Annotated in this window: 24 protein-coding genes and 1 other RNA gene; 18 read left to right on the forward strand and 7 right to left on the reverse strand. The window is 64.0% G+C overall.

The features are described 5' to 3' along the window. Nucleotides 1-525: alanine dehydrogenase (locus AC3WG5_RS18105; protein ID WP_492570054.1), on the reverse strand; the 525-nt coding region annotated here is incomplete at its 3' end. Nucleotides 526-742: 217 nt separating this feature from the next. Here AC3WG5_RS18105 and AC3WG5_RS18110 point away from each other — a divergent pair. Both AC3WG5_RS18110 and AC3WG5_RS18115 read left to right on the forward strand, forming a co-directional pair. Continuing rightward, nucleotides 743-1,285, forward strand: a complete 543-nt coding sequence (locus AC3WG5_RS18110; RefSeq protein WP_492570056.1) for a cupin domain-containing protein — start codon at nucleotides 743-745, stop codon at nucleotides 1,283-1,285. Between the two features lie 55 nt (nucleotides 1,286-1,340). Beyond that, complete coding sequence (locus tag AC3WG5_RS18115; protein ID WP_492570058.1) at nucleotides 1,341-2,831, forward strand: aldehyde dehydrogenase; 1,491 nt, start codon at nucleotides 1,341-1,343, stop codon at nucleotides 2,829-2,831. A 63-nt stretch (nucleotides 2,832-2,894) separates the two neighbouring features. On the opposite strand, the gene AC3WG5_RS18120 is transcribed toward AC3WG5_RS18115, so the two are convergent. Continuing rightward, nucleotides 2,895-3,380: a YajQ family cyclic di-GMP-binding protein gene (locus AC3WG5_RS18120; protein ID WP_014087393.1), complete on the reverse strand. Its 486-nt coding sequence runs from the start codon at nucleotides 3,378-3,380 to the stop codon at nucleotides 2,895-2,897. Nucleotides 3,381-3,532: 152 nt separating this feature from the next. On the opposite strand from AC3WG5_RS18120, the gene AC3WG5_RS18125 reads away from it, so the two are divergent. From AC3WG5_RS18125 to AC3WG5_RS18155, 7 genes are all read left to right on the forward strand, one after another. After that, complete coding sequence (locus tag AC3WG5_RS18125; protein WP_492570061.1) at nucleotides 3,533-4,174, forward strand: LysE family translocator; 642 nt, start codon at nucleotides 3,533-3,535, stop codon at nucleotides 4,172-4,174. A 93-nt stretch (nucleotides 4,175-4,267) separates the two neighbouring features. Continuing rightward, on the forward strand, nucleotides 4,268-4,495 hold the full coding sequence (locus AC3WG5_RS18130) for a hypothetical protein (protein WP_482581451.1): 228 nt from the start codon (nucleotides 4,268-4,270) through the stop codon (nucleotides 4,493-4,495). 205 nt (nucleotides 4,496-4,700) lie between these two features. Continuing rightward, on the forward strand, nucleotides 4,701-9,251 hold the full coding sequence (locus AC3WG5_RS18135; RefSeq protein ID WP_492570063.1) for an AAA domain-containing protein: 4,551 nt from the start codon (nucleotides 4,701-4,703) through the stop codon (nucleotides 9,249-9,251). A 178-nt stretch (nucleotides 9,252-9,429) separates the two neighbouring features. Beyond that, nucleotides 9,430-10,065 (forward strand): HD domain-containing protein, encoded by a 636-nt coding sequence (locus AC3WG5_RS18140; protein WP_492570065.1) that lies wholly within the window; start codon nucleotides 9,430-9,432, stop codon nucleotides 10,063-10,065. 71 nt (nucleotides 10,066-10,136) lie between these two features. Continuing rightward, nucleotides 10,137-10,451, forward strand: coding sequence for a metal-sulfur cluster assembly factor (locus AC3WG5_RS18145; RefSeq protein WP_492570067.1), 315 nt, complete (start codon nucleotides 10,137-10,139; stop codon nucleotides 10,449-10,451). A gap of 2 nt (nucleotides 10,452-10,453) precedes the next feature. Next, the gene (locus AC3WG5_RS18150) at nucleotides 10,454-11,539 is read left to right on the forward strand and encodes a DUF8744 domain-containing protein (RefSeq protein ID WP_492570069.1); all 1,086 of its coding nucleotides are present in this window, start codon (nucleotides 10,454-10,456) and stop codon (nucleotides 11,537-11,539) included. Further along, nucleotides 11,536-11,931 (forward strand): hemerythrin domain-containing protein, encoded by a 396-nt coding sequence (locus AC3WG5_RS18155; protein WP_492570071.1) that lies wholly within the window; start codon nucleotides 11,536-11,538, stop codon nucleotides 11,929-11,931. The genes AC3WG5_RS18150 and AC3WG5_RS18155 overlap by 4 nt, the downstream gene beginning before the upstream one ends. Here AC3WG5_RS18155 and bamE read toward each other — a convergent pair. Continuing rightward, complete coding sequence (bamE, locus tag AC3WG5_RS18160; RefSeq protein ID WP_492570073.1) at nucleotides 11,928-12,215, reverse strand: outer membrane protein assembly factor BamE domain-containing protein; 288 nt, start codon at nucleotides 12,213-12,215, stop codon at nucleotides 11,928-11,930. The genes AC3WG5_RS18155 and bamE overlap by 4 nt on opposite strands. A 286-nt stretch (nucleotides 12,216-12,501) precedes the next feature. On the opposite strand from bamE, the gene AC3WG5_RS18165 reads away from it, so the two are divergent. The 3 genes from AC3WG5_RS18165 to AC3WG5_RS18175 all read left to right on the forward strand — a co-directional run bounded on the left by AC3WG5_RS18165 (nucleotide 12,502) and on the right by AC3WG5_RS18175 (nucleotide 14,241). Beyond that, on the forward strand, nucleotides 12,502-12,705 hold the full coding sequence (locus AC3WG5_RS18165) for a cold-shock protein (protein ID WP_008952804.1): 204 nt from the start codon (nucleotides 12,502-12,504) through the stop codon (nucleotides 12,703-12,705). Between the two features lie 109 nt (nucleotides 12,706-12,814). Then, nucleotides 12,815-13,381, forward strand: coding sequence for a DUF1415 domain-containing protein (locus tag AC3WG5_RS18170; protein WP_492570075.1), 567 nt, complete (start codon nucleotides 12,815-12,817; stop codon nucleotides 13,379-13,381). Between the two features lie 95 nt (nucleotides 13,382-13,476). Next, nucleotides 13,477-14,241, forward strand: a complete 765-nt coding sequence (locus tag AC3WG5_RS18175) for a hypothetical protein (protein WP_492570077.1) — start codon at nucleotides 13,477-13,479, stop codon at nucleotides 14,239-14,241. A gap of 76 nt (nucleotides 14,242-14,317) precedes the next feature. Here the strand turns inward: AC3WG5_RS18175 and AC3WG5_RS18180 are convergent, their stop codons facing one another. Then, nucleotides 14,318-14,587: a hypothetical protein gene (locus AC3WG5_RS18180; protein WP_008952807.1), complete on the reverse strand. Its 270-nt coding sequence runs from the start codon at nucleotides 14,585-14,587 to the stop codon at nucleotides 14,318-14,320. 268 nt (nucleotides 14,588-14,855) lie between these two features. Here AC3WG5_RS18180 and AC3WG5_RS18185 point away from each other — a divergent pair, with 268 nt between their 5' ends. From AC3WG5_RS18185 to AC3WG5_RS18195, 3 genes are all read left to right on the forward strand, one after another. Beyond that, nucleotides 14,856-15,665 carry a dienelactone hydrolase family protein gene (locus AC3WG5_RS18185; protein WP_236261525.1) on the forward strand — a complete coding sequence of 270 codons (810 nt, stop codon included), beginning with the start codon at nucleotides 14,856-14,858 and terminating at the stop codon, nucleotides 15,663-15,665. A gap of 101 nt (nucleotides 15,666-15,766) precedes the next feature. Then, nucleotides 15,767-15,865, forward strand: an RNA gene (ffs, locus tag AC3WG5_RS18190) — signal recognition particle sRNA small type. 244 nt (nucleotides 15,866-16,109) lie between these two features. Beyond that, the gene (locus tag AC3WG5_RS18195) at nucleotides 16,110-16,439 is read left to right on the forward strand and encodes a helix-turn-helix domain-containing protein (RefSeq protein WP_492570080.1); all 330 of its coding nucleotides are present in this window, start codon (nucleotides 16,110-16,112) and stop codon (nucleotides 16,437-16,439) included. An 84-nt stretch (nucleotides 16,440-16,523) separates the two neighbouring features. Here the strand turns inward: AC3WG5_RS18195 and AC3WG5_RS18200 are convergent, their stop codons facing one another. Continuing rightward, on the reverse strand, nucleotides 16,524-16,973 hold the full coding sequence (locus AC3WG5_RS18200; protein WP_008952810.1) for a universal stress protein: 450 nt from the start codon (nucleotides 16,971-16,973) through the stop codon (nucleotides 16,524-16,526). 118 nt (nucleotides 16,974-17,091) lie between these two features. Between AC3WG5_RS18200 and AC3WG5_RS18205 the strand changes: the two genes are divergently transcribed. The 3 genes from AC3WG5_RS18205 (at nucleotide 17,092) to xerC (ending at nucleotide 19,010) form a co-directional block, all read left to right on the forward strand. Then, nucleotides 17,092-17,538, forward strand: coding sequence for a thioesterase family protein (locus AC3WG5_RS18205; protein WP_482581437.1), 447 nt, complete (start codon nucleotides 17,092-17,094; stop codon nucleotides 17,536-17,538). Further along, on the forward strand, nucleotides 17,535-17,957 hold the full coding sequence (locus tag AC3WG5_RS18210) for a tellurite resistance TerB family protein (RefSeq protein WP_492570082.1): 423 nt from the start codon (nucleotides 17,535-17,537) through the stop codon (nucleotides 17,955-17,957). The genes AC3WG5_RS18205 and AC3WG5_RS18210 overlap by 4 nt, the downstream gene beginning before the upstream one ends. Before the next feature lie 84 nt (nucleotides 17,958-18,041). Continuing rightward, nucleotides 18,042-19,010: a tyrosine recombinase XerC gene (xerC, locus tag AC3WG5_RS18215; protein WP_492570084.1), complete on the forward strand. Its 969-nt coding sequence runs from the start codon at nucleotides 18,042-18,044 to the stop codon at nucleotides 19,008-19,010. A gap of 43 nt (nucleotides 19,011-19,053) precedes the next feature. Here the strand turns inward: xerC and AC3WG5_RS18220 are convergent, their stop codons facing one another. Then, on the reverse strand, nucleotides 19,054-19,554 hold the full coding sequence (locus tag AC3WG5_RS18220; protein ID WP_492570086.1) for a CinA family protein: 501 nt from the start codon (nucleotides 19,552-19,554) through the stop codon (nucleotides 19,054-19,056). Beyond that, nucleotides 19,544-21,193: a glucose-6-phosphate isomerase gene (pgi, locus tag AC3WG5_RS18225; RefSeq protein ID WP_492570088.1), complete on the reverse strand. Its 1,650-nt coding sequence runs from the start codon at nucleotides 21,191-21,193 to the stop codon at nucleotides 19,544-19,546. The genes AC3WG5_RS18220 and pgi overlap by 11 nt, the downstream gene beginning before the upstream one ends. Nucleotides 21,194-21,325: the final 132 nt, after the last annotated feature.

Genomic DNA, 21,325 nt, shown 5'->3' on the forward strand with positions numbered 1-21,325 from the left:
CCCCAGCACCACCACCTTGGCCGGCGCCACCCCGGGCACGCCACCCAGCAACATGCCGCGCCCGCCCTGCGCCTTCTCCAGCGCGTGGGCTCCAGCCTGGATCGCCATGCGGCCAGCCACTTCCGACATCGGCGCCAGCAGAGGCAACCCACCGCGCTCGTCGGTGACCGTCTCGTAGGCGATGGCCACCACGTCTGACTCCAGCAGCAACTTGGTTTGCTCCGGGTCCGGCGCCAGGTGAAGGTAGGTGAACAGCACCTGGCCGGAGCGCAGCAGTCGGCATTCGACCGGTTGCGGTTCCTTGACCTTGACGATCATGTCGGCGGTTTCGAACACGCCCTCGGCGTTCGACGCGATCGAGGCGCCGGATTGGATGTACTGCTCGTCGGTGTAGCCCACCCCCAGACCGGCGCGGGACTGCACCAGCACCTTGTGCCCGTGCGCCACCAGCTCGCGCACCCCGGAGGGTGTCAGACCAACACGGTACTCATGATTTTTGATCTCTTTCGGAACGCCGATTAACATATCAACCTCCATAGTGTTCGGGTGTGGCTTTCAGGCGTCAAAAGCGTTTAAGAAAATCCACATTCGACTTGCTATATATATTTGATTCTGACTATAAACTCTCATTCCCGCAAAGAAAACCGGTTTTGCGGCGCAGCAGGCGCCGTGTGTGCGGTCAAAATTCTTATCACGAATCGTCTAAAATTATTAACGTATTTATTGGGATGCGACAGGAACGATGGACATAGGCGCCCGCCTGAGAATGGTACGAGCCCGCTTCGGACTCTCACAACGTGAGCTGGCGAAGCGCGCCGGCGTAACCAACGGAACGATTTCCCTCATCGAACAGAACCGTGTCAGCCCTTCCGTCAGCTCGCTGAAAAAGGTACTGGAAGGTTTGCCGATGACATTGTCGGACTTCTTCACCTTCGACGCCGAGCCCGAACACAAGGTGTTCTACAACGCCGACGAATTGCCCAACCTCGGCAACGAAAAGGTGCAGCTGTTTCTGGTCGGTGCGTCGCACGAGCGCCGCGACCTGCAAATTCTGCGCGAATTCTACGAGCCGGGCGCCGATACCGGCCCGGACATGCTGATCCACGAAGGCCAGGAAGGCGGCGTCATCATCCGCGGCTCGATCGAATTGACGGTGAACGGCGTCAGCCGCATCCTCAACCCCGGCGACGCCTATTACTTCGATAGCCAGCAACCCCACCGATTCCGCAATGTCGCCGCCGAGCCATGCGAGATCGTCAGCGCGAGTTCGCCGTCCACCTTCTGAGCGCGCGGCCCGCCCGACAGCGACGGCAACGCCATCCCTCACCACGGAGAAGTCCATGTCTCGCACCCACGCCGAATGGCAGCAGCTGGCCGCGACGCTCGCCATCGAAGGCCGGCTCTTCATCGATGGCGAGTACGCCCACGCCCACGACAGCCGCACCTTTGATTGCATCAACCCGGCCACCGGCGACAAGCTCGCCGAGGTGGCGTGGTCTGCCGCCGCCGATGTCGACACCGCCGTCGCGGCGGCCCGCCGGGCCTTCGAATCCGGTGCCTGGTCTGGGTTGCCGCCGCGGAAGCGCGGCAAGATACTCAAGCGTTTCGCCGCCCTGATCCGCCAGCACCGCGACGAGCTGGCGCTGCTGGAAACCCTCGACATGGGCAAGCCGATCGGCGATTCCACCACCGTGGACGTGCCGGGTGCGGCGTATTGCGTGGAGTGGTTTGCCGAAGCCATCGACAAGGTGGGCGGCGAAGTGGCGCCGGTCGACCCCAAGTTGGTCGGCCTGGTCACGCGCGAACCGGTCGGCGTGGTGGCCGCGGTGGTGCCGTGGAATTTCCCGATCCTGATGGCGAGCTGGAAGTTCGCCCCGGCGCTAGCCGCCGGCAACGCGGTGATCGTCAAACCGTCCGAGAAATCACCATTGACGGCAATCCGGCTGGCCGGGCTGGCCAAGCAGGCGGGCATTCCCGACGGCATCTTCCAGGTCCTGCCGGGCGCCGGCGACGTGGGCAAGCTGTTGGCGCTACACATGGGGGTGGACTGCATCGCCTTCACCGGCTCGACCGCCGTCGGCAAACTGATCGCCGGCTACGCCGCGCAGTCCAACCTCAAGCGCGTCTGGCTGGAGCTGGGCGGCAAGTCGCCCAACATCATCCTGGAAGACTGCCCCGACCTCGCCCGCGCCGCGCGCACCGCCGCCGGCGCCATCTACTACAACATGGGCGAGATGTGCACCGCCGGCTCGCGCGTGCTGGTCCAGCGCAGCATCAAGGAGCGCTTTCTGGAAGCGTTCAGGAAGGCGGCCCAGGGCTACTATCCGACAGACCCGCTCGATCCGGCCGCCGGCATGGGAGCGATCGTCGACCAGATCCAGTTCGACAAGGTGCTGTCCTACATCGATCAGGGCCAGGGCGAAGGCGCCACCCTGATCTGCGGCGGCCAGGCGACACAGGTAGCGGGCAAGGGCTATTTCATCGAGCCGACCGCGTTCGACTGCCCACGCCCCGACCTGGCCATCTGTCGCGAGGAAATCTTCGGGCCGGTGCTGTCGGTGATCACCTTCGATTCGATCGACGAGGCGGTGCGCATCGCCAACGATACCGAATACGGCCTGGCGGCCGCGGTGTGGACCGCCAACGTCAGTACGGCGCACCAGGTATCGCGCCGGCTGCGTGCCGGTACGGTCTGGGTGAACTGCTACGACGAGGGCGGCGACATGAACCTGCCGTTTGGCGGCTTCAAGCAGTCCGGCAACGGTCGCGACAAGAGCCTGCACGCACTGGAGAAGTACACCGAACTGAAGAGCACGCTGATCAAGCTGTAAAGGTTGGCCGAAGACGCAAAAAAGGCACCTCGCGGTGCCTTTTCCGTTGCAGCTCGTCCCGGCTCAGTCGCGGAAGTTGTTGAACTGCAGCGGGAAGTCGGTGATTTCCTTGCGCATCATGGCGATCACATCCTGCAGGATATCGCGCTTGGCGCCGCTGACGCGCACCGCGTCGCCCTGGATGCTGGCCTGCACCTTGAGCTTGGAGTCCTTGATCAGCCTGACGATCTTCTTCGCCAAGTCACCCTCGATACCTTCCTTGACGGTGATCGCCTGCTTGATCTTGTTGCCGCTGACCTTCTCGATCTTGCCGTGATCGAGACAGCGCACATCCACCCCGCGCTTGGCCAGCTTGCCCAGCAGGATGTCCTTGACCTGATCCAGCTGGAATTCGGCGTCGGCGAACAGGGTCAGCACCTTGTCGGCGGATTCGATGCGGGCGTCGCTGCCCTTGAAGTCGTAACGGGTGGAGACCTCCTTGTTGGACTGATCCACGGCGTTGCGCACTTCCACCACATTCACTTCGGAGACGATATCAAAAGACGGCATAGACGGTTTTACCTCGTACATTCGAGGCCAAAATTCTAGTGCCTGCGCCACGAAAAGTCACCCTTGTGACCGGGCGGTCGCCTCCGCTTGCCAGCTTCCGGCTGGCAACCGATGATGGTAACGGTTCATCGCCCCGATCAAAGGACTCCGACATGCTGCTCACGCCCGAACAACTGGCCGGCTTCACCATGGCCGCGATTCTCATCACGCTTTCCCCCGGCCCGGACAATCTGATGGTGCTGAGCCTCGGCATTGCACGTGGCAAGAAACAGGGCATTGCCTTCGGCCTGGGCTGCGCGCTGGGCTGCATCAGCCACACCCTGCTCGCCGCCGTGGGTATCAGTGCGCTGATCGCCGCCTCGCCGCTCGCCTTCACCGCCCTCAAGGTCGGCGGCGGAGCGTATCTGGTCTACCTCGGCGTGCAGGCACTGCGCAGCCCCGGCGCCAGTTTCCGGCCCGGTACGTCCGGCCAGGGTTCGGCCAACCCGGCGCGCACGATGTTTGCCAAGGGACTGCTGGCCAACGCCATCAACCCCAAGGTGGTGCTGTTCTTCCTCGCCTTCCTGCCTCAGTTCGTCGAAACCGGCCGCGGCATGGCGGGTTGGCAGACGCTGGTGCTGGGGCTGATCTTCACGCTGCAGGCGGCGGTCTTGTTCGGGCTGCTGGGTTATTTTTCCGGCCACGTCGGCCAGTGGCTGCAGCGCAAGCCCAGCATGAGCAAGTGGCTCGACCGGCTGGCCGGCAGCATCTTCGTCGCCCTCGGCCTGCGCCTGATCCTGGCGCGCAGCCACTGAGTCGCACCCGCCGGGGAGGCTCAGGCCGACCCAGTCCTCCCCGACCGCCCTCCTTTATCGACTACCATTCAGACTATAAAGGAGGGCGCGATCATGAAATGCTGGAGCTTCGACACCCAATACGGCCCCTTCGACATCGTTCCACTCGACGGGCGCTACCACATCATGCACGACGGCGAGGCGCTCGGCGCCTACCCCACGCCGGAAGACGCCGCGCGGGCGCTGGCCGAGGGCAGTTCGTCCTGGCCGCCGTTCGGCGATCCGCGCGACCTGGGCATCCCGGCCGACCTGGCCCAGTGGCGCAGCCGGCCGCTGACCTGACATTTCCCGCCAAACCGACCATACAACGGATTTTTTCCACCCCGCCGCTGTCACTGCCTGTGGCCGCGCGCCTGCCTTGATGCCCTCGCCTGCCTGGGAGCGATGACCTGCGTATAAAAGGTCGGGGGCTTCGCGCTACAATGCGGCATAGATTGTTTTTATACCAATAACCAAATCCATTGCATAAATACGCCGCACCCACCCTATGACCGTCCTGCAACGCCTTGCCGCCCTGATCCAGTTTGTCCAGCACACCGCCCGCCTGCACGCAGCTCCGGTCACCGATCTTGCCAAACACGGCGACTTTCTCGCCCTGGAAGCCGAACTGCACCAACTGCCGGGCATCTCGCTGAACCGCGAGGACGACGAGGGCGAGGAAGTCTGGCTTGCCGTCGAACGCCTGCAGCCGCTGCCCATGCCCCAGCCGGAAGCCCCCTTGCTGCAATGCTGGCTGGAGCTGTCGGCCACACCCCACAAGGGAGCGATCAAGCCACCGGCCCTGGCCCCGGCGATCCCTTTCGCGGCGCTGGAAGCATTGGGCTACGTCCGCGGCGAACTGGCCGAGCCGGCCCTCAACGTGGCGCTACCCGACTTCTCCGACCGCGCGCGTGTCGAAGCCTTGTTCGAGGCCTACCGCAGCGGCCCGTGGCAGGCCTGGGCCGACGCAGAACAGCGCCGCCAGAAGACCATGGCGCTCTATAACCAGCTGTTCCGCCTGAAACAGACGCTGGACGGCATGATCGCCGACAACCAGCTGGAGATCGTCTGGGGCAGCGGCGTCGCCGTCTGGCTGAAGGACGGGGTGCGCTTGTGCTACCCGCTGCTGACCCGGCCGGTCGAACTGGCATTGAACTCCAGCACCATGGCGCTGGAACTGCGCCCGCGCGACCTGCCCGCCACCCTCGAAGCGGATGCGCTGAACGCGCTCGATGTGGCCGGTCTGGCCGATTTTGAACGCCAGGCGCGCCAGTGGCTGGAAAACGCCACGCACGAGTATTCGCCGTTCGACAGCGCCAGCTACCTGCCCCTGCTGCAGGCCGCCGCCGCCCACCTCGACCCCGACGCCCGACTGCTGCCGCACATCCCGGACACCGCTCCCGCCCCCCTCCCCAGCCCGGACGGCCAACTGCAGCTGGTCGACAGCTGGGCCGTGTTCGCCAGGCCGCGCACCGCCAACCTGCTGGTGCAGGACCTGCAACGCTTCAGCGACACGCTGCCGCCAACGCCCGAGCCCCTTCCCCCGGCGCTGGCCCAACTTCTGAGCGAGCCCTCGAACCAGCACCTCGATCGCCCGCTACCGGCCTTCCGCGGGCTGTCCGCGGTGAGCGGCAGCACGGGCAACGGCGCGGCGCGCGACCTGTTCTTCCCCAAGCCGTTCAACGACGAGCAGGTGCGCATCGTGCAGATGCTGGAACTGCACGATGGCGTGGTGGTGCAAGGCCCTCCGGGCACCGGCAAGACCCACACCATCGCCAACATCATCTGTCACTACCTGGCCCAGGGCCAGCGCGTGCTGGTGACCTCGATGAAGGAGCCGGCGCTCAAGGTGCTGGAGGAGAAGCTGCCCGACGCCATCCGCCCGCTGGCGATCAGCCTGCTGGCGGGCGAGCGCGACGAAGCCAAGCGCTTCGAGTATTCGGTCAACAAGATCGCCAGCGAAATCCAGTCGCTCGACCGCACCGCGCTGGCGCGCTCGATTGCCGCCCTGGAAGACACCATCGACCGCCTGCACGGCAACCTGCAGCGCGTCGACCGCGAGATCGACCAGTGCGCCGCGCGCAACCTGCAGCCGCTGACGCTGGACGACGAGCAAATCGACCCGCTGCGCGCCGCCGAGCAGATCGGCGCCCTGTCCGAGCGGCTGGCGACGCTGCCGGACGAACTCACCGCCGAGGAACGCCACCGCCCGCAGTTCGACGACGACGCCATCACCCGGCTGCGCGCGGCACGCCGCGAGCTTGGCGCAGCACTCGCCTACCTGCCGCACACCCTGCCCGACCCGGCCGAACTCCCTGCCATGGAAACGCTGCACAAGGCGCATCAGGACTTGCTGCAGGCGGTGCGCTTGCGGCAGGCGATCGCCAGCGGCGACGTGCCGGCGCTCGCCGACGGCGCACTACACCAAGCCGCAGGGTTGGCCGAAGCCCTGCGCGACTTGTCCGCCCGGCAGGTCGAGATCGCCAGCGCCGCGGCGCCGTGGGCGCGCTCCTGTCTCGACCTGCTGCGCCTGCCGGCCTGCGCGGCGATGTTGCGCCTGCTGGAGGAGTGGGACAGCGCCGCCGAGGCGGAACTGGCGCGCCGCCCACAGTTGCTGCAGCGCCCGGTGACGCTGCCGGACGGGCTGGAGCAGGACGCCGAGCTGGTCGAGGCCATCGGCCAGCTCGCCGCCGGCCGCAGCGCCTTCGGCCTGGCCGGCTGGTTCGGCAAGGGAGAAGCCAAGAAGAGGCTGGCGCAGGTCGAGGTATTGGGCCAGCCGGCGCAGACGAGCGCCGACTGGGGCCAGGTCGCGGCCCATCTGCAGCATCGCCAGGCGCTGCGCCGCCTGCTGCTGCGCTGGAACGCCATCGCGACCGAGTTCGGCGCCGAAACCCTGGCCAGCACCGACCCGCTGCTGGTGGAGCGGGCCCGCGAGCGCTGCCGGCTGATCCGGCGCATGGCCGAGGCGGTGCAACTGGAAGCCGAGGTGCTGCCGCGCCTGCGCCACAGCCTGCCCGACGCGGCCTGGCCGGAGACCCTGCTGGAGCAGCCGGCACGCCTGCTCGAGGCCCAGCGCATCCTGCTGCACCACCTCAGCTGCCAGCGCCTCGAAGGCGCCGCCACGCTGCGCGAACAGTTACTGGCGCTGAGCCGCCACAGCGGCGGGCCGTGGGCGGAACAACTGGCCGCCCTGGCCGATCAGCTCGGCACGCCCGAACTCGACGCCGGCACGCTGGCTGAAACATGGCAAGACCTCTGCCGGCAACTGGCCGCGCTGCACGCCCTGCGCCCCGCGCTCGACACCGTCCGCACCGAGGTGCGGCGCATCGCCCAGTCCGGCGCCCCGCTCTGGGCGCGCCAGCTCTGTCAGCAGCCCGCCGGCGCCGAGTCCGACCCGCTGCTGCCGCAGGACTGGGCGGCGCTGTGGCAGGCCAAGCGCCTGCGCCACGCGCTGCAGCAACTGGACACCCGCGCCCGCCTCAAGACGTTGGCCGAAGAACGCCGCCAGCTGGAAAAACAGCTGGCGCACAGCTACCAGGAATTGGTCGCCCAGCGCACCTGGCTCAAGCTCGCCGACAACGCCACACCCGAGGTGCGCAGCGCGCTGGGCCTCTATTCCGCCGCCATCCGGCTGATCGGCAAGGGCACCGGCAAGCGCGCGGTACGCTACCGCCGCGACGCCCGCGCCGCCGCCGCCAAGGCCACCCCGGCAATTCCGTGCTGGATCATGCCGCACTACCGCATCGCCGAATCGCTGCCGGCCGAGCTGGGCTGCTTCGACCTGGTGATCATCGACGAGGCCTCGCAATCCGACCTCAGCGCCCTGCCCGCACTGTTGCGCGCCAGGAAAGTGCTGGTGGTGGGCGACGACAAGCAGGTCTCGCCGGAGGGCGTCGGGCTGGAAGAAGACAAGGTGCTGACGCTGATGCAGCGTTTCCTCGGCGATCAAGTCGCGCTGTACCGGCCGCTGATGACGCCGGAGCGCTCGATCTACGACCTCTTCAAGGTCGCCTTCGCCGCCAGCGCGGTGATGCTGAAGGAGCACTTCCGCTCGGTCAGCCCGATCATCGAGTACGCCAAGCGCGAGTTCTACCACCACGAGCTCAAGCCGCTGCGCCTGCCCACCGCGAGCGAGCGGCTCGACCCGCCGCTGATCGACGTGCTGGTGGAAGACGGCCACTGCGGCAACGACAACAGCAACCGCGCCGAAGCCGCCTTCATCGTCGAGGAAATCCGCCGCCTCGCCGCCGACCCGGTCACCGCCGGGCGCTCCATCGGCGTGGTGTCGCTGCTGGGCGACAAGCAGGCGATCAAGGTATGGGAGCTGATCCGCGAGGAGCTGGGCGAGGCGCTGATGGCGCGCCACGACATCGCCTGCGGCGACGCCCGCACCTTCCAGGGCAAGGAGCGAGACATCATGTTCCTCAGCATGGTGGTGTCCGGCAAGCCGCACGCGGTAACGCGCGACAGCTTCGCGCAGCGCTTCAACGTCGCCGCCTCGCGCGCCCGCGACCGCATGTACCTGGTGCGCAGCGTGGAGATCAGCCAACTGAGCCCGGCCGACGAACTACGCCGCAAGCTGATCGAGCACTTCCACACCCCCTATCTGCTCGACCAGCAACAGGTAACCGACCTGCGGACGCTGTGCGAATCGCCGTTCGAGACCGAGGTCTACGACGAACTGACCGGGCGCGGTTACAAGGTCACGCCGCAGGTCAAGGTCGGCGGCTTCCGCCTCGATCTGGTGGTGGAGGGCGACAACGACGCCCGCCTCGCCATCGAATGCGATGGCGACCGCTACCACGGCGCCGCGCAATGGCCCGACGACATGCGCCGCCAGCGCATCCTGGAGCGCGCCGGCTGGCAGTTCTGGCGCTGCTTCGCCTCCACCTTCGTGCTGAACCGCGAGGCGGTGCTGCAAGACCTGCTCGCCACCCTGGCCGCGCGCGGCATCACCCCGCTGACCCTGGCGCGACGGGTAGCCAGCCCGCACGTCGAACGGCGCACCTTCCGCGCCAGCCCCAGGCCCAGCCAAGCGGAAGACGCCGTCCCGGCCTGACGACAAGGTTGGCCGAAGCCCGACAGACCGGGCTTCGGCTGCTGCGGCCAAAGCATGTTGCCGCATTGAAATCGGCCACCCTGCTCATGACCAGGGATACCCCCCAGCAAGGCAACGGTTCAGCCCGCTCCGGAAGCCCTGTATCATTACACCATCCTGACACACCCAAGTACCCGCCATGACCCCGGACTACACCCAGCTGGAACGCCAGATCGCCTTCATCCTGGAAATCGACAAGCTCAAGGGCGTGCTGCGCAAGAACAAGCCGATCACCCTGGAGCGCCACGAAAACTCCGCCGAACACAGCTGGCAGGTCGCGCTCTTGGCCATGGCGCTGCAGCCGCACGCCGATGAGCCGCTCGACATCGACAAGGTTATCCGGCTCTTGCTGGTGCACGACATCGGCGAAGTCGACACCGGCGACACCATCGTCTACGCCGAAGGCGGCGAGGCCGAGCGCAAGGCCGCCGAACTGATCGCCGCGAAGCGCATCTTCGGCCTGCTGCCGCCGGACCAGGCCGTCGAGATGCTGGCGCTGTGGCAGGAATTCGAAGCCAACCAGACCGCCGAAGCGCGTTTCGCCAATGCCATGGACCGGCTGATGCCGATGCTGCTCAACCTCAACCGCGAAGGGCAAAGCTGGCGCGAAAACGGCATCCGCAAAGAGCAGGTCATGGCCAAGGCCGTCAGCAAGGTGCAGGCCGGTTGCCGGCTGGCCGGCGACTGGGTGGCAGCTCAGGTCGATGCCGCCGCCGAGAAAGGCTACTTCGACCTGACACGGGACTGCCCCCCCCGGCAGGACGGAAAAACTTGAGCGCGCTCATGGAAGACTCGCGGCACCAGGGACTACGCTCCATAGCATGAACCACCCCACTGGAGAGCATCATGTCCCTGCCTGACGACACCGCCGTGCTGAACGCGCTGAGCGAGGTGATCGACCCCGAGATGGGGGTCAACATCGTCGACCTCGGGCTGATCTACGGCATCGAACGCACCGAGCACGGCCTGACGGTACGCATGACCATGACCTCGCCGGCCTGCCCGATGGGCGCCATCATCGAAGAAGACGTCCTGGCCGAACTGCACCACCTCGTACCGGGCGCCGAGCTTGCCGTGGAACTCGTGTGGGAACCCGCCTGGACGCCAGAGCGGATGAGTGACAAGGCGCGCTACATCCTCGGCTGGGAGGGCACCGCGTGAGCATGGCAGCCAGTCCGCGCCCGGTCTGGCTATTGTTGCTGGTGCCGGTACTGCTGGCCGCGGCCCTGCTGGGAGGGCTGGCGCGCGTGGGCATGATGCTGCCCGCCCTGCCGGCGGAAGCCCCCCTGTTTCACGGCCCCCTGATGGTATCCGGGGTATTCGGCGCCCTGATTTCACTGGAACGAGCCGTCGCCCTGCGCCGACGCTGGGCCCTGCTCGCCCCGCTCTGCGCCTTCTGCTCCGGCGGCCTCTTGCTGCTGGGTGGGCCGTGGTGGCTTGCCGCGGCCGGCTTCGCACTCGCCAGCGCCGGACTGCTGGCGGCCTCGTTTGTCATCTGGCGCATCCAGCCGGCCGACTTCACCCGTCTCCTGGCCGTCGCCGCCCTGCTCTGGCTGGTGGGCAACCTGGCCTGGCTGGCCGGACAGCCGGTATGGGACGTCGTCGGCTGGTGGCAAGGCTTCCTGCTACTGACCATCGTCGCCGAACGGCTGGAACTGTCGCGCCTGCTGCGCCGCCCGCCCCACGCCGCCCCGTTGCTGAACGGACTGCTGATCCTGTGGCTGCTGGGCATGCTGGCCAACGCGCTGACGCCACGCCTTCCCGGCTTGCAGCTGGTCGGGCTGAGCCTGGTCGGCATGGCCGCCTGGCTGGCCCGCTACGACCTGGCGCGGCGCACCGTGCGCCAGCAGGGCCTGCCGCGCTACATCGCCGCCAGCCTGCTGGCGGGCTACATCTGGCTTGCCGTCAGCGGGCTGCTCCTGCTGGGCGGCCAGGTGCTACAACCCGGCCCCGGCTACGACGCCGTGCTTCACACCCTGTTCGTCGGTTTCGTGTTTTCCATGGTGTTCGGCCATGCCCCGGTCATCCTGCCGGCACTGACCGGCTGGCGCGTGCCCTACCGCCCCCTGCTATACCTGCCGTTGGCACTGCTGCACGGCTCGCTGCTGCTGCGCCTCGCCGGCGACCTGCTGGGCCGCTTCGAGTGGCGCCAGACCGGCAGCCTGCTCAACGGCATCACCCTGCTGCTATTCCTGGCCCTGATGATCGCACTGGTCCGTCTCGGCAAAACCGCAAAGAGGCCTGCATGAAACGTCACTCCGCGCTGGTCCCGCTCTCGCACGAGCATCACCACAACCTGTCCTTTGCCCAGCGCCTGCGCCGGGCCTGTTCCGACGCCGATGCCGCCGGATGCGAGGCGCTGCTAGAAAACTTCCGCCAGCACTACGCCGCACCGCTGGAACAGCATTTCCAGCTCGAAGAAGCCTGGCTGCAACCTCACCTGGATGAAGCAACAAGCGCACGCCTGCTGGCCGAGCACCAGGAGTTGCGCGCGCTGGCCGCGGCGCCTGCGACCAACCCTGCCAGGCTGGCCGAAGCACTGATCTCACACGTGCGCTTCGAAGAACGCGAGCTGTTTCCGTGGCTGGAACAGCACCTGCCTCCCGAACTGCTGGCCGAGCTGCAAGAGAAACTGGGCTAGTACGCCGACATCGTGGCCGCCGTATCGATTTGTTTGCTGACAACCTTGTCGTTGACGAAGCGCACCGTAATCACGGTCTTGCCGTGACGCCAGGTCGCCGTCCCGCCCGAGAAACCCAACAGGCTGGCACTGCTAACGTCGGCAGGCTCTCCCAGTAGCTCGACCACCTGCTGCCGGGTCATATCCTCCTGAATTTTCTCGAAATTGGCCGGCGTCACCTTGCTGCAGGCAACCAGGAACAAAGCAAGAAGCGTTACAGCAAACAGCTTCCACAGGGCTTTCATAAATCATCCTCGAGGGCTGGACGGAAGGGCCACAGCATAACAAAAGGCAGCCGCGCCGCCAGCCCAGTGCGGGCGCAGCCGGATGGCCGTGTACAGCAACTATTTTCCGATAGCACACAGAAATCGCTTGCCTTGCGCGACAACTCGGTGCACTATCCTCCACGCAAGATTTTCAAGTCGTAGATGTGTAGTTGTCGTCGTGGCCTAAGTCCGTACCTCAGTTCGCCATTTCCCTTGATTTTCATGCACTTAGTTCATATTGTTATTTTTATAGATGGGAAATACCATGGCAACTGGTACCGTTAAGTGGTTCAATGACTCCAAAGGCTTCGGCTTCATCACCCCGGACGAAGGCGGCGACGATATCTTCGCTCACTTCTCCCAGATCAAAGCCAATGGCTTCAAGACCCTGGCCGAAAACCAGCGTGTAAGCTTCGACGTGACCATGGGTCCGAAGGGCAAGCAAGCCTCGAACATTCAGCCGCTGTAATTCTTACTGCGACTAAGCGTTCCAGAAAAAACCCGGACTGGTTCCGGGTTTTTTCATGCCCGTCTACAATGAAATCCCACCAACGACACCACCCTCATCGGACCGCGACATGACTACCCCCAGCGACAACGACATCATCACCGCCACCCGTCAATGGGTGGAAAAAGCCGTTATCAACCTCAACCTGTGTCCGTTTGCCAAGTCCGTATACGTCAAGAATCAGGTGCGCTTCGTGGTGAGCCATGCCCCCCACATCGACGCCCTGCTGGAAGAACTCGAGCGTGAACTGCAACTGCTGGACGAGACCTCCCCGGAAGAGATCGACACCACCCTGCTGATCCACCCCGACACGCTCACCGACTTCCTGGATTACAACGACTTTCTCGATCTCGCCGACAACGTCGTCGAAGAACTGGGTTACGCCGGCACCCTGCAGGTGGCCAGCTTCCACCCGGACTACCAGTTCGAAGGCACCGACAAGGACGACATCGAGAACTTCACCAACCGCTCCCCCTACCCCACGCTGCACCTGCTGCGCGAGAGCAGCATCGATCGCGCCGTCGAGGCGTTCCCCGAGGCCGACGCCATCTACGAAAAAAACATCGCGACGATGAAGGAGCTCGGGCACGAAGGCTGGGCCGCCCTCGGTCTCCACCCCCGCGCCAAACAACACTAAGCCTCGGGGCAGGGAAATGACGCCGCCGCGCTCGCTTGCCGCGGCTCGCGGCGGCATGCTACATACGGCAACACCGTTACAGCCGCAGATTCCCCATGCTCCATCTCCCGCAGCCCCTCTCCCGCCTGCTCCCGCTGTGCCTCTGCAGCCTGCTGCTGGCCTGCTCCTCGCCGCCCGGAAAGAAGCCGGTTGGCAGCGATGGCTTCAGCGTGGAGCAACTCGGGCAAAGCGATGGTAACCGCGTCGCCAACCTCACCATGCGTGACAACCTCGACAGCCTGAGTCTGCTGCTCGACAAACTATACAAGCGCAATCCATCCAGTTGGCGCGCTGGCGGCGCGGGCAGTCGCGACGAAGCTCATCGGCAAATCATGGAAGCCATTCGCCGCAACCAGCCCCTCCCAGCTCTGGGCAAGGTGCGCTCGGTGGCCGCCCTCACCACGGCATTCGATCCACACTTCAAGGGCGACCGCGCCGGCACTCTGATCTACGGACTGGGAAGCATGCTGCTCGACTGTTACGACGGCAAGACCGAGCACTACCTGCTGGACGGTCTCGACGCCGGCAAGCTCGCCAATGCCTCCTACAATGTCGAAGTGGCGGCCTGGCTGTTATCCAACCGCAAAGGTGACGACGGCAAAGCCATGCTGCGAGCCAACGAACTCAGCGATAGCGAGCAGAACCTCAGCTTCGAACGTGAATTCGGCAAGATCGTCGGCCGGCTGGACCTGCTGGCCGCCTTCTCCGACGAAAAGTATCGCCGCGCCGCCATCAACTACAGCCAGGCCTTGCTCGGCGCCCCCTTGCTACAGTTCCTGCCACTCGATGCAGCCGCCGCCACGGCGGCCACACGCCCCTGACTGCCATTGCCACGGCCACACCAAAAGCAAAACGGCACATAATTGTGCCGTTTTGCTTGCCATCGTCCGCTCTAATTCAGGCGGACAAGCCCTTCTTCAACAGTTCTACGGCCAGATCGCTCATGGCAAGCTGGCGCTCTTGAGCCAACGCCTGCAACTCCTTGACCAGATCTCCCGGCAGCTTCACCGCGAAAGGCACCAGGCCCTGAGCCTGATCGAGCTTGCGACGTTCCTTCTTATCCAGCACTTCGCCCGCCTGCTGGCTGTAGCGGGCAGGCACGCCGGCCTGAGCCATCTTGCCGTTGATCTTCAGCCCCTTGTTCTTTTCCAGATCCGTTCTTTTCATGTGCACTCTGCCTTGTCATCATCTTTCAGTAATGCGTGCCATTCTACACCCCGCCCCGACACTCGGCCCCACCTTTGTCAGCCGCCAGCGCATGACACCACACCCCACAGGATAGCCCTCGGCAGGCCCCGGGATAGCAAAACCAAGGCCGACCGTCTGCACTGGTTCACACGACAGGATTGATCTAGCATGGATTACCCCTTGGAGAGTTACCATGCCCACACCGTCAGACCCCCCGCCCCACCCCGATGACGAGCGCCGACACTTCTTGCAACTGGCCCTGGGCACCGGTTTCGCACTAGCAGTCAGCCCAGCCTCGGCCACCGTCATCACTACCGACAGCCAGAACCTGAGCACAGGCCCGGTCGGCGTGCCGGTCAACGGTGAAATCCTCCCCGCCTACATGGCCCGCCCTGCCAACGCAAAAGGAACGCTGCCCGTCGTCCTGGTGGTACAGGAGATTTTCGGCGTTCACGAACACATTCAAGACCTCTGCCGGCGACTGGCCAAAGCCGGTTACCTCGCTATCGCCCCTGAACTCTATTTCCGCCAGGGTAATCCTCGGGAATACCCCTCGACCGAAGAACTCCTGGCCAAACTGGTCGGCAAGGTCTCCGACCAGCAGGTGCTGCAGGATCTGGATGCCACGCTCGCCTGGACGCACAGCCATGGCGGGGATAGCGAGCGCACAGCCATCACCGGCTTCTGCTGGGGCGGCCGTATCGTCTGGTTGTACGCCGCCCATACCGACGCCATCAAGGCTGCAGCGGCCTGGTACGGAAAACTGACTGCCAGCAGCAGCGCCATGACCCCCAGGCACCCACTGGACCTGGCGGATCAATTGAAGGCGCCTGTTCTGGGGCTCTATGGCGGACTCGACAGCGGCATCTCCCTCGACACCGTCAAGGCAATGCAGGACAAGCTGGCCAAAGCAGGCAGCCCCTCCCGCCTGATCGTCTACCCGGACGCCGGCCACGGCTTCAATGCCGATTACCGACCAAGCTACAATGCAGCCGCCGCACACGACGGCTGGGCCAAAATGCTGGCCTGGTTTGCCGACCACGGCGTCAAACCATGAGACCCGCCGTGCAATTTGATGGGAAAGTAAAAATACCCTGAAAGCCCGCAATAATTGCTTGGCAAACCCATGTTAAAGGGATATAATTTTTAACTCTCAATGGCGGGCCTCCCCGCATTGCACAATAGCGAACCTGGTCAGGTCCGGAAGGAAGCAGCCACAGTTATTCAGTGCAAGTGCCGGGGGTCGGGCTCGCCACCCCTCCCTTTTTTTGTTGTGCACAGCCCAGCCCGTCAGCGCCGGACGATTCCCTGCGCCCGTCGATCCAGCAAGCTGTCCTGCGGCTTAAAACATAAGAAATATGGAATATTCCATGAGCGATGACGGGAACTATTTTTTTTTGCACGCTCTAATATTCCTAATGGATTTTTTCTGCTATTTTTTATATAGCAGTACCCAATAAAAACACTTGTCAAGACCGGTTACCAATTTACGAGGCTTACCATGAAACTGTTTGAGAAGATCACCAACCCCCGCGAGATCCGGCGAAAGCTCGGCCTGAACCAGCAGGAATTCTGGAGCCGTATCGGCGTCACCCAATCCGGCGGCTCCCGCTATGAAAGCGGCCGCAATATGCCCAAACCGGTGCGCGAACTGCTTCGTCTGGTTCATGTTGAGCAAGTCGATCTGGCCCGGGTACGCCGTGAGGATTTCGAGATCGTCGAATACCTCAAAGAGACCCACCCGGACCTCTACAAGAGCCTGCGCAAAGCCGTGCGTGCCAAACTGGACGCCACGGAAGGCTCCTCGTCGTCGGAATCGGTTACTAGCTGATCATCGTCAGCACCATCCCATGACATCTCCCCGGTGAACCCCACCGGGGAGATGGTGATGCGCAACACCGACCTCAGCCCCGGGTCAGTCGCCGACGTTACGCACCAGCAAGACCGGGACTTCGACCTGCTTTAGCACGCCCTCTGCCACACTCCCCATCAGCAGATGCATCAGGCCGCTCCAGCCGTGCGTCCCCATGACCACCAAGTCCGCCTGCCAGTTCTGCAAGTCTTCAATCAATACCGACGCAATCTTGTCGCCCCAGCTCTCGAGAATCTTGCCCTCGACCTGAACACCCATGGCCTGCGCCTTGGCTTCAGCCTGAGACAGTACCTTCTCGCCGGCCTGCTTGATCGAAGCCTGTAGTTCGGAAGCATCGAGAAACTCCGTCCCCCCCCATCCAAACTGCGCCAGGTCGACAACATGCGCGAGGCACACCTTGGCACCGACTTCTTTTGCGAGCTTGCAAGCCTCAGCCAAGGCCAGGTTGGAAGTTTCGCTATCATCCACCGGTACGTAAATTCGCTGATACATGACATGCTCCTTATCTGATAACCCCTGACTACCACACCGTACCAAATCCGCCACGTTTCATTGTTGATGCAGGTTAAGGACGTGAGTAGACTCTGCCGTATTTGAAGCAGAATCGATCATGGCCCGTATCCAGATTCCCCTGCCGGAGACATTCGTATTCGAAACAGCCCTCGATATCAGGATAGGTGATATCAACTACGGGGGACATCTCGCCAACGACGCCATACTGCGGCTGGCCCACGAAGCGCGGCTGCGGTTCTTCAAGGCCTACGGTTATACCGAGCTCGATGTAGAGGGGCATGGCATCATCATGACGGATGCCGCTATCGTCTACAAGGCAGAGGTCTTTCATGGCGAAAACCTGATCTTTCGTCTAGGACTGACCGATCCCAACAAATACGGTTTCGATCTGGTTTATCAGGCAAGCCATGACAAGACCGGGCAAGAAGTGGCAAGATTGAAGACCGGAATCGTCTTCTTCGATTACGGCAAGCGGAAAATCGTGCCCATGCCCGACATGTTTATGACGCGCTTTCCGCGAGAACAACAAGGAGGAATGGCATGATGAGACCCTACCCCCCCAACAGTGCCGAAGCCATTGCCCGCTTGCTGGCCATGTTCCTGGTCACCGACGGCGAGATGGATCACCACGAAATCGAAGCACTGGAGGAGTTGAACGCCTACGAGGTGCTAGGCCTTGGCCGCAAGCAATTCATGGACGTGCTGATCAGCTACTGCGACGACATCTCGGACGAAGCCGATGAACAGGATGGCACGATCCATCTCATCGACAAGCAGCGCATCGACAATCTGCTGACCGATGTCACCGACCGCAGCCGGCGCATTCTCGCCTGCGCCCTGGCCATCGACGTCACCAAGTCCGACGGACAGATCAGCGATCCGGAGATGGCCCTGCTGCGCTATATGATGGACTCGTGGGAAATCACGCTCGAGGATATCGAGAACGAATTCGTCAAGCAGTAAGGTTCGCCGAGCCCCACCCCAGAGCCGCCCCTTATCTCGCTGGGCGGCTTTTTACTTTGTCCTGACTTCAGAGAACGTTGCATCATGAGCACAGGCCTGCAAGACGCGCCCGACCCAAGCCCCAACCACAGCGCTCCCTCGTCCACGAGCTGGGAGCAGCGGATCGCCGGCTATGACCAGTCGCTGCAGCTTGCTGGCAAGAGCCCGCACACGCGCAGCGCCTACCGCCGCGACCTGCAGGCGTTGGCCGCACTGCAAGGGGCGCAGGATCCTGCCACCCTCACCGCACAACAGATCCGCCTCGCCGTGGCACGGCTCCACGCCAAGGGGCACATTGGCCGCAGCCTGGCGCGCATGCTGTCCGCCTGGCGCGGATTCTTCGACTGGCTGATCGAACAGGAAAAACTCCCAGCCAACCCCTGCCACGGAATCCGGCCACCCAAAAGCCCGAAGACGCTTCCCAAGGCCCTGCCCGTCGACGCCACCAGTGCCCTGCTCGACGCCCCGATCGACCCTGAGGATGACCTAACCCTCCGCGACCAGGCCATGTTCGAGCTGCTCTACTCGTGCGGCTTGCGCCTGTCGGAGCTGACCGGGCTCGACCTTGCCGATCTCGATCTGGGCGAGGGCCTGCTCACCGCCCACGGCAAGGGCAACAAGACACGCATCCTGCCGATCGGCCGCCAAGCCCGGCAGGCGCTGGAACGATGGCTGGCAATCCGCCCCTCCCAGCCGGGCGAAGGTGCAGTATTCACCGGCAAGAGCGGGCGGCGGCTGTCCGGACGACAGGTGGAGAAACGGCTGGAACAGTGGGCGCAGCGCCACGGCAGCGACCGCCATGTCCATCCCCACATGCTGCGCCATTCTTTTGCCAGCCATCTACTGCAGTCTTCAGGCGATCTGCGCGCGGTCCAGGAGCTGCTGGGCCACGCCAACCTGTCCACCACGCAGATCTACACCAGCCTCGATTTCCAGCACTTGGCCAAGGTCTACGATGCCACCCACCCACGCGCCAAGCTGGATGAGAGCCCCCAGGCTGACGACGAGACATAAAAAACGCCGGACGAACCGGCGTTGTGACCTCTCGAAGCGATTGTCAGGCGGACAGCGGCTGACGGCCGATCAGCTGTATCAGGCGGGACAGCGCCGTTTCCACCGTCTGCCGGCGAACCTCGAGCCGATCGCCGGAAAAATGGCAGACGAAGGCCTCGGCTGCACCCTGACGGCCAGCCAGGGCGAACCATACCGTCCCCACCGGCTTCGCCACCGAGCCGCCTGCCGGACCGGCGATACCCGACACGGCCACCGCCCAGTCGGCCCCGGAGTGCAGCAGCGCCCCGGCCACCATTTCCCGCACGGTCCGCTCACTGACCGCGCCGTCTTCGGCCAACGTTTCGGCACGCACGCCGAGCATCTGCTGTTTGGCCTCGTTGCTATAGGTGACAAAGCCATAACCGAACCATGCCGAGCTGCCTGCGATATCGGTCACGGCCCCGGCAATCCGGCCGGCCGTGCAAGACTCAGCCAGAGTCAGGCACTCCCCTCGATCAAACAGTAGTTCGCCCAGTTGGCGAGCCAATTCCATCTCAGCGCTCATGACGACTCCGGAAATGGGCGATCAGCCCGTTGGTGGAACTGTCGTGCGCCAGCGCGCCTTCGGACGAGAGCTCCGGCAGGATGCGCTGCGCCAGTTGCTTGCCGTACTCGACACCCCATTGGTCGAAGGAATTGATTCCCCAGATCACACCCTGTACGAACACCTTGTGCTCGTACAAGGCCATCAGCATGCCGAGCGCGTGCGGCGTCAGCTTATCAAGAGCGAGCGTGTTGGAGGGCTGATTGCCGGGAAACAGTTTCTGCGGCAGCAGCATGTCGAGCCGGTCACCCGGCAGGTCGGACAACTCCGCCATCACTTCGGCCTCGGCCTTACCGCGCATCAGCGCCTCGGTCTGCGCCAGGCAGTTGGCCACCAGCACGGCATGCTGGTGGTCGACCCGGTAGTGGCTGTTCATCGGGATGATGAAATCGCATGGCACCAGGCGGGTGCCCTGATGCAGCAACTGGAAGAAGGCATGCTGGCTGTTCACGCCCTCCTCGCCCCAGATCACCGGTCCGGTCTTGAAGTCGAGCCGCTCGCCGAAGCGCCCGACACGCTTGCCATTGGACTCCATGTCCAGTTGCTGGATGTGGGCAGGCAGACGGCGTAGACCATGGTCGTACGGCATGATGGCGTGGGTATGGGCACCGTAGAAGGTGTTGTACCAGACGCCGATCAGCGCCAGGATCACCGGCATGTTGCGCTCGAACGGAGCGCTGAAGAAATGCTGGTCCATGGCATGACCGCCAGCCAAAAACTCGCTGAAGCACTCGAATCCGACTGCCAGCATCACCGGCAGGCCGATGGAGGACCACACCGAATAGCGTCCGCCGACCCAATCCCAAAAGCCGAACATGTTCTCCGGGTCGATGCCGAACGCCTTGACGGCACCGGCGTTGGTCGACACCGCGACGAAATGACGCGCAATATCCGCTTCCGTCGCCGCCTGCAGGAACCACTGCCGCGCCGCCTGGGCGTTGAGCAAGGTTTCCGGCGTGGAGAACGACTTCGATGCCACGATGAACAGGGTAGTGCGCGGGTCGAGCTTCTCCAGGGTGCGGGCGATATGCTGACCGTCCACGTTGGAGACGAAATGCACCGTCAGCCCCGGATGCGCGTACGGACCCAGCGCTTCGGCCACCACCAGCGGCCCGAGATCGGAACCGCCAATACCCAGATTGACCACGTCGGTCACCGGCAAGCCGGTATAGCCGCGCCATTCGCCGGCTCGCACCCGTTCGCTGAACGCCCGCAGACGTTGCAACACGGCGTGCACCTGCGGCACCAGGTCGACATCGTCCACTTCCAGCACCGCATCAGCCGGAAGGCGCAGCGCGGTATGCAGCACCGCGCGATCCTCGCTCACATTGATGCGCTCGCCACGGCGCATCGACTCCATCCAGCCCCGCAGGTTCACCGTTTCGGCCAACTCGAACAGCAGTTCGAAAGTCCGTTCGGTCATGCGGTTCTTGGAGTAATCCAGCAATAGGCCGTCGACTTCCAGTGAAAAGCGGCCGAATCGCTGCGGATCCAGCTGAAACAGTTCGCGCATGTGCATGTGGCGCGTGGCGCGCTGGTGCTGATGCAGCTTGGCCCAGACCGGTGAACCGTTGATGTCGTGACGACGGTAGTCCAGCATCGAAAAATCCAGTTGATGACGGGAAGACAGCCCGCCGGGAAAAGCGGGCCGGAAAACCAGCCGGCAAAAGAAATCATCGGGGATTCCCTGCGGCCATCGCCGCACCCTCAGGCCGGGCCAGGCAGCACAGCC

The sequence above is a fragment of the Pseudogulbenkiania sp. FW507-F1 genome, from assembly GCF_058781125.1.